Raw genomic sequence first — 16,114 nt, 5'->3', positions numbered from 1 at the left:
AGTAGTTCCGGCGATGCTTAGGTCACATAATAACATTATTAGTTAGCTGCTTTTCGGTGAAGTTCCAGTTTTCGCAGAAATGGCAGCAGGAATCCCAGGATAATCAGGAAGCCAACGGTTATAAAGTTCATAATTAGTTGGTGATTGAAGGCGGCTGTTCCTGGGTTCGCATCCTGCGGGATAAAACCAAGGGTAGCACACACAAACGTGAAGGTGAAGCACCACAGTCCCATTGCAAGGGCTCCTGTTCGGTTCTTGATGTAGGTATAATCTGAGTGAAATTCTTTTTCATGCCACCGAATAGCAAGGAAGGCTACGAAGACCAGGGCCGTCTTGTATGGTGAGACGATTCCGTTGAGGTTTAGTAGCCAGTTATAAATCGAGTTAATGCTTGGGAGGGTGCCGCTCAGAAGAAGGATTAACAGGCTAATTCCCGCAGTCAGAATGTAACTATTAATGGGTTTGCCGTTCTTATTCTTTTTTGTTAACCACGTTGGCATGTATTTATTAGCCGTGTCACTTGCAAAGACCCGAGCTGCTGCATCGATTAGAATTGCCAGTTGGGCAAGCATAAAGAACAATTGAACAACGGCAAAGACGTACATGAGGGACTTTCCAAGCCCACACTGTTCTCCGAGAAGACGAAAGGCGTAGTATGGCCCGTTCATCTTAAAATCGTGCGGAATGTGGTTGGCGTTGAAGAAAACGGCTAGTGCTAACGTTCCAAAGATTGTTAGGAACGCTGTCATCAGTGCTAACGCCCACATGGCTTTCGGAAACTCTGACTTTGGATTGCGAAGGCGGATAATGTACGGTGCAGCTAGTTCAGCCCCGGACATTGCAAAGATTAATAACCCGGTTGTTGAGAAGTAATGGAGGCTAAAGCTGGGCTTAAATGCCCCCCAACTGAAGTGGGTTGCGATGTGCGCACCGTGAAGTAATGCCCATCCCGTCATGAAGACGAACAGCATTGAGATTAGGAACATTGCACCACCACCAATGAGTGACAGAATCTCCAAAGAATTTTTAACCTTATTTTCAAAGAGGATAAATACCAGAATGATGATGAAGGTCATCAGGCCAAACATCGTTGGCGACATGTGTTTATTCAGGGTGTTATTTCCAAGAATAATCCAGCTAATGGATACGACGACGGAGTTGGAAACGTCTACCAGGTACGGGATTGTTTGGGTCCAATACATCCAGGACGTAATGTAACCGAACAGATCGCTGTGGGTTCCCCGGCGGATCCATGAGGCGAGTCCCCCCGATTGATTATCAAACGTTAAGCCAAGTTGCGTTGCAATCAGGGCGTAGGGAATAACGTATGAAAATAGCAGGAACAGCCATGAGATAACGACTGATAATCCCTGATTTTGAAACGGATAAAAAATGTTTTCAAAGCTAATGATAGTAACGAAGTCTAGCAGTGCAAGAACCGGCCAGCTCATATAATGCTTTTTAGGTTGTAGTGTGTTTTCCATTTTCCTTCCTTTCATGGTTCCTAGTAACGAATAAATAGAACCATGCAGGGCGGATGGTGGTTAAACCGCGACAACGAGCAGTTCAATGTCTTCTCCTCACTCTCTTTTTTATTTAATAAAATTTGATTATAAAATAAACAACGCCTATTTTACGGCATGGTTTTGCCTATCGCAACGGTTGAAATGGTTTACGAGCAGGTAAGTGCGGTAAGATAAAGGTAGCTTGCTGAAAGAAGGGTAAAGGATGAAGTACCTTAAGATTGCGGTAACCCCCGGGTTAGAACGGCTTGTGCCTCCCGATTGGGAATCCGTGGCGTTAGCACCAACGCTTAATCCCGCGGAGTTAGCAGCGATTATTGTTTCGGATGAAGATTCAATTATTACAGCTCGACAGTTAACTAACCAGACGGGATTACCCATTCCGGTTGTCCGGGTTAATGCAGCAACGCAACCAGCTACCATTCAGCAACGGGTTGCGACCGTTGCGGATAACTATGTTCATCAAAATGTGCCGGGCTTTTTACGTGATCTTGTGGCGTTTGCTGATCGGCGGCCTGTAAGTTTTACCACGCCGGGACACCATAATGGGCGGTATTACGGTCTTCATCCGGCCGGGGTTGTCTTTAATCGGTTCTTTGGGCAAAACATGCTGTATGCCGATACGAGTGACACGGTGACTGAGCTGGGTGATACGATGACGCACGCGGGAACACCGTTAGAGGCGGAGAAGAAGACGGCGGCGGTTTACCGCGCGGACAAGGCGTACTTTGTACCTAATGGGACAACCGGATCAAATGATATTTGCGTGAGTGCGGTAGTACGGCCTGGTGATCTGGTTCTATTTGACCGGAACAACCACAAATCACTGTATAACGGGGCATTGGTGATGAACGGAGCTCGTCCGGTTTATGTTCCCACTGACCGGAATGCACACGGGTTGATTGGGGGAATGGTTGCGACGTTGCTGACGCCAGAAAAATTACGGGCTGCGGCTGCTCAAGTTGATCCGCAAAGAGCCAAACAACCGCGCCCGTTCCGGATGGCGGTTGTTCAACTCGAAACGTATGACGGGGTGTTTGCGAACGCCCAGTGGCTTCTTGATCGCATCGGTCAGTTATGTGACTATGTATTATTTGATTGTGCCTGGGGCGGTTACGAACAATTTGTTGATGTACTAGCAGATTTAACACCGCTATCACGGACGTTTGGTCCCGAAGATCCGGGAATCCTCGTTACTCAGTCACTGCATAAACAACAACTTGGGATGGGGCAGGCTTCCCAAATTTTAAAGAAGGATGCGCACATTAAGGGTCAAAAGCGGTACGTGGATCATACGCATTTCAATAACGCATACTTAAAGTACGTAACATCGAGCTATAATTATCCGCTTTACGCCTCAATGACGGTTAATCCGTACGTAGCGGGGAGCTCCGCTAATCGTAACTGGTGGCAGGCGGTGATGCAGCGGGGGATTGCGGCGCGGAAGAGGTTGTTGCGGGAATCGACGCTTTTTAAACCGCTGATTCCTGCAACAATTGACGGCCAGCCGTGGGAGCAGATTACTGATGATCGGCTCCTGCACGACCCCCAATGCTGGGAACTAACGCCAGCGGGTCAAGCATGGCACGGTTTTAAGAAGGTGGCGGCAGGACAAGCTCGGATTGATCCCCTTAAATTGACGATTACCACGCCAGGAATTGACGAGGCCACGCAGACGTACACGCCCTTTGGAATTGCGGGGGATATTGTAGCGGAATATCTCACGGAACATGGAATTTTAAAAGCGAAGGCAGACCTCAATTCCCTCCTGTTTTTATTAACTCCTGGCGATACAACCGTGGATTTGAATCAACTTGTTGATGCTTTGTTGGCCTTTGAACGGTTGTACAATGAAAATGCACCGCTCGAAGAGGTGCTTCCGCGGTTAACGGCTCGTTACCCGCAACGGTATGTGGGGTATTCGCTTCGTCAACTATGTGATGAAATGCACGCGTATTACCGGGACCACCAAACGTTTAACCTGCAGCAGCGATTGTTTAGCAAGGAGAAGATGCAGGAATATGCCCGAACACCCGCACAGGCAGACCTGGAGTTTCGACGGAATCACGACGAACTGGTTACGCTTGACCAGGTTGTGGGGCGGATTGCAGCCGAAGGGGCGTTGCCGTATCCGCCGGGAGTGTTTATTGTGGCGCCAGGAGAACGGTGGCGGCCGGTTGATCAGCAGTACTTTCAGGTATTAGTCGGCGCAATGGAACGGTTTGCTGGTTTTGTGCCCGAAATTCAGGGGGTCCATTACCGGATGCAACCAGACGGGCATATTAATGTCCAGTGTGCTGTTTTGACCGAGGGGGAAGTGCTACCCAATTCAGTTGACTGATGATAAGATGGTTAGCGGAAAACGGATAGGAGAAGGGTGAGAAAATGGCAAATAAGAACCGTGCCACCTGTGTAATGTGTGGCAAATCATATACAGCTTTGGAAGGCTTTTTCATCAAGAGTCTGGGAGGGGACTTGGTGGAAGCAATTAAGGAACGTAATCCACAGGTACGTCCGTCTTCATTTATTTGCCTGAATGATCTCCAACGGATTCGGTTGCATAAGATGGAACAAACCATCAACCGTGATCTGGATTCAAACCGAAAAATTAACGATAAACTTGAAAAGGAACTTAACAGTAATACCTACGTGATTAAAAACACCAACGAAATGAAGGTTACTCTTGGTGATAAACTGGCTGATTTAATTGCGAAGTACGGTGGATCATGGTGGTTCATTATCGGCTTTTGTGTCTTCTTGTTCTGTTGGATGACAGCCAATACGCTGCATATTTTTGGAATCCACTTTGATGAATATCCGTTTATTTTGTTAAATTTGTTCCTAAGTTGTTTGGCGGCTTTTCAGTCTCCCATCATCATGATGAGTCAGAACCGGCAGGCTGAACGTGATCGGTATGACGCTGAAAACGACTACCGGACAAATATGAAATCAGAGATGGAAATTCGCAACTTACACGAAAAAATTAACCAGTTGAATGAAGTACAGTGGCCGCACCTGTTGGACATTCAGAAAACAGAGATTGAGGTTTTAAATGAAATCGAACTGGAAATCCAGCAGTTGAAGGTTCGCCAAGACGAATTAGTCCGGAGTCGGCAAAGGCAAACGCGGCACCGGAGCAGACGCGAATAGGTAAAAAAGGTGTGCCAAAACGAAGAAAGCGGGCTTGATGGAAGAGTAACCCGTACGGATATGCGGGAGGGTGTGGCCTTTCGCTTAGCCTGTTTGTTTTGGCGCCAGGTTATAAGAATAACAAGGAGGTTGCGGCTACGCCACAACCTCCTGTTTATGTTTCTGTTTAATTAATTAGATTGTGCCTTTTTTTCTTGCAGTAGGTACCACAGGAAAAGCACGATAATCCCGACTGCAAGGCTACTAATTATTGTCACTGCTAGGTGGGTGCCCACGGTCAGAGAGTGAGGAATTCCCGCCAGAACAATGCACAAGGTAACGGCAATGGCCCCGGCGACTTGCCGGAGAGTGTTGTTCAATGCGGTTCCGTGGCTATTTTCTTCCAGCGTTAGGTCCCTAAATGCTTCAGACATGGCTGGTGAGAAAATCAGGGAATTTCCTGCTAACCGGATCGCGTAATCAATCGTGATTAACCAGAGCGGCGTGTATTTGTTCATTCCTATAAGGGGGAGCGTTGCAACCAAAATCAACGTGGCGCCAAGGAGTACGGGATACCGCGGTCCAGAATGGTCATACCACCGTCCGGCAAAAACTGCAACCGTTGCGTTAACGAGAGCTCCCGGAAGGATTACGAGGCCCGCGACAAAACTTGAGGTGCCTGTCACCCCCTCAGTAAAAACCGGAATGAGCTGTTCGGTTCCTAGAAGGATCATGAATGCAAGAATGCAAATTGCCGTCATAATTGAAAAGGAGTGGTACTTAAAAATTCGAAGCTGCAGCACCGGGTTTGTTAATTTAAACTGTCGGATTGCAAAAATACTTAGGAGGATCCCGCCGCCAATCAGGAGAAACCACGCCTGATGAGCGTTGGTGGTAAACGTTGTGATACTGGTAAGGGCCATGCTGGCACCAACCAGGGCTAATCCAACGGAAAGAATGTCAATCTTGATGTTTTGGGTAGGGGAGAAGTTGGGCAACTTCACGAATCCAATTACCCACACGATTACCATAACGGGTAGTACGATGATAAATAACCAGCGCCACGATAAGACTTGGAGGATAAGCCCTGCCACCGTCGGGCCGATTGCCGGAGCCGTGGAGATGATGAGGCTGGAAATTCCCATGATCGTTCCCCGTTTCTCCGAAGGATAAATCGAAATGAGGGCCGTCATGGTATACGTCATTAAGATGCCGCTCGCGCTGGCCTGAACGAGGCGGGCTAACAGGAGCAGCCAAAATTGGTGGGCCCCACAGCCCATAGTGGTTCCGATAATAAACGTTCCAATAATCCCGAGAAATACGGTGCGGTTTGTGAATTTTTCGTAGAGATTGGACGAGAGGGGAGTAACAATCCCAATTACCAGGGTGTACCCCGTTGTTAACCACTGTGCGGTATCAAGGGTAACGTGCATGAGGTGTTGAATTACCGGGAGGGCGGTAACCATCATTGTCTGGCTTGCGAGGCTAAAGAAGGTTGCAGTCAACAGAATTGCCGCCACGATAATCCGGGTTTGTTTGCTGATTGTTTTTTGCATGATAAATCCTTTCTCGGTAAGGTGTTAAGCACAAAAAAGAACCCATCTACACAAAAGTGAATGCGTTCTTAGAAATTTGTGGATAACATCGTGTAACCGCGTAATTGTCACGGTTATTCTACCAATAATAGCGCTCCGAGGCAACCTATTGCTGATCAAGGGGCAGGTCATTTGCTGGATTCCGCTTTAAGAGGAACCAGCAGCCTACCGTTGACAGGATAAAGATTACCGTAATAACGCACAAAAGACGGTGAATTCCGTCATAGTAAGCGTGCTGAATGAGTAGTAAAATATTCGGCATACGGGATAGGTGCTTGGCAAGTGCCATTCCGGCAAACGGACCGGCGTTAACGATGTGCCAGGCGAGGGCGGAATGGTGCAGGCCGTTCATAATGCTGTTTTGGTAACCAGCACTTAGAATCAGCCCTTGAACAACGATTCCAAAGCAATTTCCGAGTTGGCGAAACACGCTGTTAATTCCAGAAGCCATTCCCATGTTTTGTGGCGCAATGTTTTCCAGCGCTGCATTTGAGATGGCGGGATTGATTCCGGCGTTTCCTAATCCCATAAAGATGAAAGCGGGAATTAAAATCGTCCAGGTAAGGTGGTACCCCAGCATTATATGCATTAGGAAAAAGCCAATTCCTTCAAGAAAAAGAGCGGCACACGCAATTAGGCGGTTTCCAATGCGTCCTACCAGGTAACCGACAAACGCCCCGAGGATCAGAGGAAAGGCACTAATCAATAACCGTTGACATCCGACTGCCAGTGGCGAGTAACCCATGTAATCCTGCATTAAAATTGTCATGTAGGTGTAGAAGGCGAATAACCCAAAGGAAATTGTGGCAGCCGCAACACACGAACCAACAAAGGTTCGTTCCTTAAAGAGGGCAAGGTTCATCATCGGATAGGTAACGTGAAGCTCCCATAGGATGAAAATCCCCAGTAAAACGCCCCCGGCGACCAGCCATCCGGTAATTTGGAAAGTGAACCAACTTTTACTAAGATCGTTTTCTTTATTAAGCAGGCCAATTACGATGCAGGCAACGGTGAGGGTACTAAGGATCATCCCTAAGAAGTCCAGGTGTCGGTCTTGTGTGTGAAACTTTTCGGTAATGTGGCGAATCCCTAAATACATTGCAATCAGGCCAACCGGGATATTAATCAGAAAAATCGCCCGCCAGTTAAAGTACTGTACAAAAACTCCACCGACTAGTGGACCAACCGAGGTGCCAAACCCAACGATACTCCCCCAAATTCCGAGGATGAAGGTCCGCTGTTTACCCCCATAGTTGTCACCGACTAAAGCCATCGAGAGGCCAAGAATCCCGGCGCCGCCGATACCTTCAATCCCCCGAGAAACGTTAAGAAATAAACTATTAGGAGCTACAGCGCACATAAATGAACCCAGCGTGAAGACAGCCATCGAAAGGAGAAAGAAGCGCTTCTTTCCGTGGAGGTCGCCAAGCTTACTGATCATGAGGATGCTGATGGCGTACGTGGCGGTGTACGCGTTTACGATCCACTGGGTGCTGATAAAATTTGCGTGAAATTCCTTCTGAATGGTTGGGAGGGCCACGTTAACGATGGTGACATCAAGCATTGCCATCAAAACTCCCAATCCGATTGAAATAAGAATTAACCAACTAGCTTTACGGGGTTGTTGGGGTGGGGACGGTTTTATAACATCTTCGTTATGCATAATAATCACTTTCTCTCTGAAAAAATAGCCGCAAAAGTCAACATCGCTCACGGCTCATTAGCCATAATACCTATTGTTTTGTTGCTAGTCAACAAAAATGATAGGAAGAATACAGGCAAAGCTTTCGTGAAGTTTGGCCGCGGGAATGGGAGGCTCAGCAGGGAAATAGTATACTAAAAGAAAAACTTAATGAAGGGGGTTTTTTGGTGGGATTAACGGTAGTATATGGTGATGCCACCCGGGACCATGACCGCGCGGCATTGGCGATGATTAAGCGGGAACGAACAATCCATCCGCAAAGCCAGGTGTTTATCGTGGTACCTGACCAGGTAAAGTTTGAAGCGGAGGTTCATTTTTTACAGGGACTTGCGGGAAATTCCGGGGAGCCGTTTGCATCGGGGAACGTTCAAGTCTTTTCGGTAAGCCGGCTAGCGTGGTATTTTTTACGGAACGATCCGGCAATGCAACGATCAATGTTTAGCAATGCGGGATTAACCATGTTGGTTAGCGATCTGTTACAACAAATTCCGGCAACCCAGCTACGGGTTTTTGCGGGGGAACGTAACCATCCGGGATTTGCGAAGCAGCTTGCCACCCAGTTAATTGAACTACGACAAGGGGGCTTTACGCCCGCTGACTTACAAGCCCTCCAATCTCAAGTAACGGATCCAGCACTTCAAGCGAAGTTGGCAGATCTGGGGGCCGTATACGCTGCATTTGTTCACGTTGACCTGAAAAACTACGTTGACCCAACGACGGTGACGCAGCGGCTGGTGGATCACCTCCGGCACCAAACTAATCTTCAGCAGACTACCATTGCCTTTTTGGGATTTGATCATTTTTCAGCTGTGGAACACGAACTAATTCGGGTGCTGCTATCCCGCACGCGACAAGTAATTGTTAGTTTGGTAATGTCACCGGCAGCCCGACAATTAGTGGAAGACCAGGAAATGGTGGCATCAAATTATCTGTATTATCAGCCGGTACGAATTGCCCGGCGGCTTCGGGCAAGTGCGCGCCAGGCCCACGTGACGGTTACCTGGCAGGTAGCTCCTGGCAGATCTCTGGCACCGGTGCTCCAGCAGATTGCTCAACAGTGGGAGCGGCGCTATACGGGACAAATACCGTCAGCGGGTAATGCGTCAGCGACTGAATGTGGCTTTACCGTAACGCAGTTGATGGATCGTGCCCATGAGGTTAAGTGGGTCGCCGGCCAAATTCGTCAGCTGGTTGCCACCCAGCACCTGCGGTACCGCGATATCGCAGTGTTTGTGCCGTCGATGGCTCCGTACGCTAATCTCATTGAACCCTTCTTTACGCAACAGGACGTTCCCGTTTTCGTTGATCAGCAGCATCAGATGGGGGGGCACCCCCTTGTTGCTTTGATTACGACTCTATTAGCGATATATAACGATGGTCAGCATTATGATTTTACGCTTTCGGCGATGATGCGGCTGTTAAAAACCGAATTACTGGTACCGAAATTTGGCGGTGATGATGCGGTAAAACAGCATAATCTTGGGACATTTCGGGCAACGTTGGATGTTGTCGAAAATTACCTGTTAGCCCGGGGGATCAACCATTTGGCAGCTTGGCAAAAGGAGTGGATGGTTGTTCCGGTAGGGAGTGGGATGAATCCGGCAGACCGCCGGGCCGCTGACCGAATTAACCGGAATGCGAATGTTATCCGGCAGGCAGTAGTGAATTGGTTGTTACCATTTTTTACCCGGGTTAAGGAAGCAAAGAGCGGGAATGCGTTTGCCCAAGCCCTAATGGATTTCTTAGTGGATAGCGGGGTACAGGCGCAACTGGAAGGATGGCAGCATACGGCGGAATACGTGACGACTACCACCGAAGAACATTTTGGATTTGGGGGCGCCACTGCGGACCCAACCCGGCCACAGCAGGTGTGGAACCAACTATGCCGGTTACTGGATGAATACGTGGCTACGTTGGGAGAGCGAAAATTTGACGTATCGGTCTTTGCGCAGTTGTTCACGGATGGTTTTGCGACCGCAACGTATAGCCGAATCCCTGCTATGCTCGATCAGGTAATTGTTAGTTCACTAAACGGGATGCATCTGCGCAACAAGAAAGTGGTCTTCATAATGGGGGCAACTGCCGCGGATCTTCCCGGAACGGTTACGCAAAATACTATTTTAAGTGCGGATGACCGGTTGGCACTGGCAACCCGGTTAGCAGGAGATGACGGTCCTCAGTTAGCGGACGGGGCTGACTTGCAGATGGCAACGGCCCCGTACCGCTTATTCCGGGATTTGTTGGTAGCAACGGATGCATTATTTATTACCTTTCCCGTAAACGGGCGGGACGGGGTAACCTATGACATTGCTCCAGTTATTGCTCAAGTTGCCGCGTGGTTAAACGTGGCGGTTAAGCAGGTTCGGGCAGTTCCGGCCCCGACTGATTCCCTGTTACCGTACGGGGGAACGGCGCAGGGAATGCTCGGTGCGCTTATTACTCAGTGCCGCCAAGCGCTTCAAGAAGGTACTACAACCCTTAGCGTTGAATGGCGCGCGCTCCTGCACCGGCTAGGAACCATCCCCCAAGCCCGCGCCGCGCTCGCTGGGTTAACCTACGTAAATGCGGTTCTTCCGGCCAGTACACCCGTTAAGGGGGAGACGACGTTTGATCCAGCGGGCGACAAGCAACTCGCGCCTGCACTGGTGCCGTTACTTTACGGAAAACGGTTCCGGGGATCAGTTTCAAGTATCCAGGAATTTTGGCAGAACCCGTACGCTTTCTTCCTGAATCACGGGCTGCGGTTACGACCCCGAGCAGTTTTTAAGGTTGATCCATTAAATACAGGAAATTACCTACATCGCGTGATGGAGATCTTTGTGAAGAAGGTGGTTACGGCGGGTGCCACACTGCGGACACTCCCGCACTACGAGTTTGATCGGTTGTTTGCGCAGGCGCTCGTGCAGGTGCAGCAGGAGGACGACTTTGCGGTTTTCCGTAATTCAGCCCGGAACCAGTACCTCCAATACCGGATGAATCAGACCCTTCATGGCGTGACTGGGGCTTTTTACCGGCAGGAACGCTGGCAACCGCTCTTTCCGGTGGCAGCGGAAACGAAATATGGCGGCCATAACGCACCGTTACGGGCATTGCACCTAGGAAGTGGCTCCCGGCAGATGAACGTGAACGGAAAGATTGATCGGATTGACGTGGTTACTACCCCGGATGGTCAGCTGTACTACAACGTAGTGGATTATAAGTCCAGTAATCCAACTAACAATTACCTCGACCATTTTATCGTACGGTTGAAAAACGGGTTATCGCTGCAACTTCTCACGTACCTAAACGTTTTGCGGCAACCGAATAACTATTCAAGACTGCATCAACTAATTGAACAGGCGGGTATTTCACAGTTTGTTTCCCGGAAAGCACCCCTTAAATTTTATCGGGGAAGCGGAACTTACGTGACGGTGCGGAGCCCGCAGGTAGGGCAATCTACTGTTAAATCCGGAGCAACGCCACTCACCTTATTAAACGATCAGTTTAAGTACAACGGGCTGTTTACAAAAGATCAAGAGAATACCTTTTTAAACGCCTTGACGGCTACCACCCTGAACATTACGGATGACGGCCAGGTTGTTACTCATACGACTACACCGCCTAACGTTGAACAGTACGGATTGGGAACAACAAAGCAAAATGAATTTAAGGGGCGGGGGAAAAGCTTAGTGCTTACTCCTGGTGACTTTGAAATGCTTTTGGACTATGACCTGTATAAACTCGATACGGCCCGACAATTAATTTATGACGGCGTGATTTCCATGTACCCGTACCGGCTGCATGGGGTTAACGCGGTGCAGCAATCGGACTACCAGCAGGTGATGTTATTTGACCCGGCGTTAGGAAATACGTATCACGATTTAGACCAGGAGGTAGCGGCCGCTCCTAGGAAGCTTGCCGCCCAGCTGCAGGCGCTTGAAAACGATGAACAGTTTATTCAATTTATTAAACAGCATACCCGGAAAAAGGAGGAAGCAACGGATGACAAGTAATTTTATGGACCGGGCAACGCCTGCCCAGAAAAAAGCAGTCCTTCATGGCGGCCATAATATTTTAGTAGCGGCCTCCGCCGGTTCGGGGAAAACCCGGGTGCTTGTTGAACGGGTCATGCATCTTCTAACGACGAAGGACGAACAGGGGAGATACGGTGACTTACGGCGGATGCTAATTACTACTTTCACGAACGATGCGGCTGCCGAAATGCGTATCCGGTTACAAACCGAGTTAGAGAACCAGTTAGCAACGATGAGTGCTGATCCACAAGCCGATGCGGGATTAGTAACACATCTCCAAGGGCAGGTAACTGCCGTGAACGTGGCGGATATTAGTACCCTTCACGCCTTTTGTTTACGACTATTGCAGCAGTATTATTATGCGGTTAATCCCACCGGTGAACCCGACGCCACCCTTGACCCGGATTTTCGGTTATTAGCGGACGATGCTGAACGCGAAATCATGTGGGACGATGTGTGGGAAAAGGTGCGCGAGCAGTTTTATCAGGAAGCCTTACGTCACCTGGATGATGAGGGAATTCCCGGTGATGAATTGGGACAATCTTACGCGGATGTTTTAAATCTGTTGAGTGGTGACCGGGACCAGGCTGATGAAGCGTTGACGAAAGTAGTAGCAGCTTTGGATGCTGCTGCTGGCGCAACTGCCCACCCGGATGAGTGGCTTCACACCGTTCCGCGGCAGTTATACGCCATTCCGGAAAAGGGGACAATTAGCGATACCGCTTTTTGTCAAAAAGTGGTGGCTCCTTTGTTTATCGGTACCATTATCCGAACTAGAAAATGGATTCCGCAGATTATTGCTGGCTTAGCGAACTTAGCTGGTATGGCTGTTAACAAGCCAACTAAGACCGTTAAGAAGCTGCAAGAAGAGGTCCTGCCTACGATGCAGGCAGCGTGGGCGGCCTTGGAGAAACAAATGGTAGCGTGGGATGATACCGTGTCTCCTGACTGGGATACGATGGTCATGGTTGTTAACCAAATTAAGGAAATGCCTAACCCGCTTAAGGATCTTAGTCCCAAAGCGAAATTAGTTAAGGAACACATGAATGATGTGTTGGCTCCAGTAATTATCGCGGCCGTTAACTTTTACCGGGCGTGGGGCGTGGATGATAATTTACCAGGGAAAAAGACAAAAATCATGGAAGTGTACGACAATGCGTCTGCTAAGGAACGGCAGGCAACCGCTGATCCAGTGGGGCACTATTTGCAGTTACCAGCAGAACGCTTGACGACTTTGACCCGGCGGATGGCGGCGGTGATTGACCTGTTAACCACACTAACTGGGAAATTCCGGGCAGCTTTTTTGCGGGAAAAGTTGCGCCGGCATGTCTTGGAATTCGATGATCTGGAACACTACGCCCTGCAGTTATTGGAAAACGAAGAATTGTGTACCACCCTCAAGCAAAAGTACACAACGATTATGGTCGATGAGTACCAGGATACCAATGGCGTGCAGGAGGCGCTTATTCAGCGCTTAGCCACCGATAATGTCTTTATGGTGGGAGATAACAAGCAGTCAATTTACCGTTTTCGGCAAGCGGACCCGCACCTTTTTCAGCACAAGTACGGCACGTTCCAGCCAACGGAAGACGGACAGTTATCATCCCGCGTGCCAGGAGAGTTAATTGTGTTGCAGCAGAATTTCCGGTCGGTAAAAAATGTGGGCCAACTAACAAATTTCTTCTTCCGGCAGTTAATGGATAACCAGATCGGGGCGTTAACGTATGATGATCAAGCGTTGATGGATAACGCTAATCCGGACTACCAAGCGGCCGGAGGAGCAGTGCAAGAGATACCAGCGGAGGTTTTGTTATATGCAGATTCGCCCGTTGTGGCTGATGTTGGAACTGATACTGATTTGCAGGGTAACCAGGGTCAATTAGTGATGGTGGCCCAACGAATTCGGCAAATGCTGGATCAGCACGAACTTATCTTTGACCGTCAGACAAAGAAACAACGTCCGATAACGGCGGGCGATATTGCTGTGCTGGCATCAACCCGAAGTAGCGGGGCGGCCCTGACGACGGTTTTTAAGCAGTTTGGCATTCCGGTGGCGGTCGATGAGACTACCAATTTTTTCCAGATGACGGAAATTAAGATTATGCTTGCCCTTCTCCAGGTAATTGATAATCCGCATCAGGATATTCCGTTAGTGGCAGTGTTGCGGTCACCGTTATACGGAATTGACGAAAATGGACTGGCCTTAATCAAGGTAAACGGCCGTCAGCAAACAGACTTTTATACGAAACTGACGCGGTACGCGTACCTTGTGAAGCACGACCGGAAGCAGCTGGTGGATTACCATCCGGACTGGGAAGAAGCCCTAATCGCAAAGGTTCAGCGGTTCCTTGATGACCTGACGGCCTACCGGGTTCAGGCCCACCGGGGGGACATTGCCACTTTGATTTGGACTATCTATAACCACTCGGGTTTCCTGGATTTTGTGGGGGGAATGCCGAATGGCCCTCAGCGGCAGGCAAACCTGCATGCGCTGTATGAACGGGCCCAAGAGTACGAACAGACTAGTTTTAAAGGGCTGTACCAGTTTATTCGGTTTGTGCACCGGATGGAAGACCGACAACGCGACTTAACTAGCCAGAATCCCCAGGAAGAGGCGGATAAGGTTCGCTTTATGACGATTCATAAGAGTAAGGGACTGGAGTTTCCGGTGGTGTTTGTGATTGATACAGATCGGCGGTTTCGCCTTACAGGGCAGGATCCGTTTATTATCAATAAGGATATTGGAATGGGCTTACGCCTTGCCGTTGACGGTGGTGCTGAACCGGAATTGGCTGGACTGACCCTTAATGAAGGAGACACGACGGTTGGCCGGGAAAACGAGCACTTCATAGTACGGTTTACACTTCCTCAAATGCGTTATTTGCAGCAGCAGGAAAAACTGCAGTTGTTAGCCGAGGAAATGCGGAAGTTGTACGTGGCGGTTACCCGGGCAGAGCAAAAGGTAATCATTACTGGGCGGCTTCGTAGTAAGCCAGGGGAAATTACCCGGAATCTTGCTGACCGATTAGCGGTTGCTGGTCAAACCAACGTTGAAGTTCTTCCGTACGAGCGGCGAGCAACGGCAGCTTCGTATTTGGACTGGATTTTACTGTGCTTGGGGCGGGTTCCTAACGTAGCAACGCGGGTAACGGTCCACCAAGTTAAGGATGGAATAATGACCACCACAACGGGTCTTCCGGGGGAGAGACAAGCGTCCATTCCGGCGTTTTTCGTAGCCCATGCTCCCCAGATTAAAATTACTGTCTGGGACCAGCCGGCCTTAGCACAGGTTAGTGCTGCGCATAATCAGGGAATGACGGCTTATCAGCACCAGCACCACGCTGCTGAGTGGTTAAAGGCCCAGGATACACTAACACCATTGCCGGAGTCCATTCAGCGGGTGTTGGAATTTACGTATCCCGATGAAACAGCGACCCGGACGGCAGCGTACCAGGCGGTAACGAGCATTAAGCACTACTTTGATGATCCGGATAAAGCAGTGATGCCGGAATTGACGGTAACCGACCGTGTTCACCGAGCGCCCGTGCAACGGACACCGCGGTTTAACATGCCCCGGTTTTACCAGGGACCAACGGAACAAAAAACAGCCCTGCTAAGTGCGCAAACACTGGGGACCGCCACGCACCTGGTGTTTCAAAACATGCCGCTTGAGCAGCCGGTGACACCGCGGGTGGTTCAGCGAGTCTGTGCGCAGTTGATCGCTCAGCGACAACTGACTAAGCGGGTCGTGGCTGCCCTTGATATCGAAGGGATCGTTACCTTTTACCAAACATTGATCGGGAAACAGCTCCAACAGTATGCTGCGGTGGCTCGCCGGGAAGCCCCGTTTGCAATGCTGTATCCGGCTAACAGGCTATTTAACGATGCAGCCCTTCCTGATTTGCCCGTTTTGATTCACGGAATTATTGACGGGTATATTCCAACCAAGGATGGGATTGTTTTGTTTGATTATAAGACTGATCAACTTGCCACGCAGCCGGGTGGATTGGAGCGGTTAGCAACGGAGTATCAAGGGCAGCTCAACTTGTATGCCCAAGCCTTAACTTTAATGACCGGGCAACCAGTCACTACTAAGGTGTTATATGCAGTGGGAGCTCGTCAACTTGTTACGGTTAAGTAATGGTAAAGCGT

General features: G+C 49.4%; 7 protein-coding genes. 4 read left to right on the top strand and 3 right to left on the bottom strand.

The window, feature by feature from the left end; all coding sequences use genetic code 11:
- Positions 1-38: 38 nt before the first annotated feature.
- Positions 39-1,484, bottom strand: a complete 1,446-nt coding sequence (locus tag ACI3E1_RS02485) for an APC family permease (RefSeq protein ID WP_405024108.1) — start codon at positions 1,482-1,484, stop codon at positions 39-41.
- A gap of 244 nt (positions 1,485-1,728) precedes the next feature.
- On the opposite strand from ACI3E1_RS02485, the gene ACI3E1_RS02480 reads away from it, so the two are divergent.
- Both ACI3E1_RS02480 and ACI3E1_RS02475 read left to right on the top strand, forming a co-directional pair.
- On the top strand, positions 1,729-3,864 hold the full coding sequence (locus ACI3E1_RS02480; RefSeq protein ID WP_405024107.1) for a putative ornithine decarboxylase: 2,136 nt from the start codon (positions 1,729-1,731) through the stop codon (positions 3,862-3,864).
- A 44-nt stretch (positions 3,865-3,908) separates the two neighbouring features.
- Positions 3,909-4,673, top strand: a complete 765-nt coding sequence (locus tag ACI3E1_RS02475; RefSeq protein WP_405024106.1) for a DUF1003 domain-containing protein — start codon at positions 3,909-3,911, stop codon at positions 4,671-4,673.
- 170 nt (positions 4,674-4,843) lie between these two features.
- Here ACI3E1_RS02475 and ACI3E1_RS02470 read toward each other — a convergent pair whose 3' ends face one another.
- Together ACI3E1_RS02470 and ACI3E1_RS02465 are read right to left on the bottom strand one after the other, a co-directional pair.
- On the bottom strand, positions 4,844-6,208 hold the full coding sequence (locus ACI3E1_RS02470) for an MFS transporter (protein WP_405024105.1): 1,365 nt from the start codon (positions 6,206-6,208) through the stop codon (positions 4,844-4,846).
- Positions 6,209-6,353: 145 nt separating this feature from the next.
- Positions 6,354-7,910 (bottom strand): MFS transporter, encoded by a 1,557-nt coding sequence (locus ACI3E1_RS02465; RefSeq protein ID WP_405024104.1) that lies wholly within the window; start codon positions 7,908-7,910, stop codon positions 6,354-6,356.
- 206 nt (positions 7,911-8,116) lie between these two features.
- Between ACI3E1_RS02465 and ACI3E1_RS02460 the strand changes: the two genes are divergently transcribed.
- Together ACI3E1_RS02460 and addA are read left to right on the top strand one after the other, a co-directional pair.
- Positions 8,117-11,941, top strand: a complete 3,825-nt coding sequence (locus ACI3E1_RS02460; RefSeq protein ID WP_405024103.1) for a PD-(D/E)XK nuclease family protein — start codon at positions 8,117-8,119, stop codon at positions 11,939-11,941.
- On the top strand, positions 11,931-16,103 hold the full coding sequence (gene addA / locus ACI3E1_RS02455; RefSeq protein ID WP_405024102.1) for a helicase-exonuclease AddAB subunit AddA: 4,173 nt from the start codon (positions 11,931-11,933) through the stop codon (positions 16,101-16,103). Before ACI3E1_RS02460 ends, addA begins: the two co-directional genes overlap by 11 nt.
- Positions 16,104-16,114: the final 11 nt, after the last annotated feature.

Origin of the sequence: Ligilactobacillus sp. LYQ139 (assembly GCF_045033025.1) — a bacterium.
Classification (GTDB): domain Bacteria; phylum Bacillota; class Bacilli; order Lactobacillales; family Lactobacillaceae; genus Ligilactobacillus.
The sequence above is the reverse complement of the archived record's forward strand: the minus strand, read 5'-3'. Positions and strand labels throughout refer to the sequence as shown.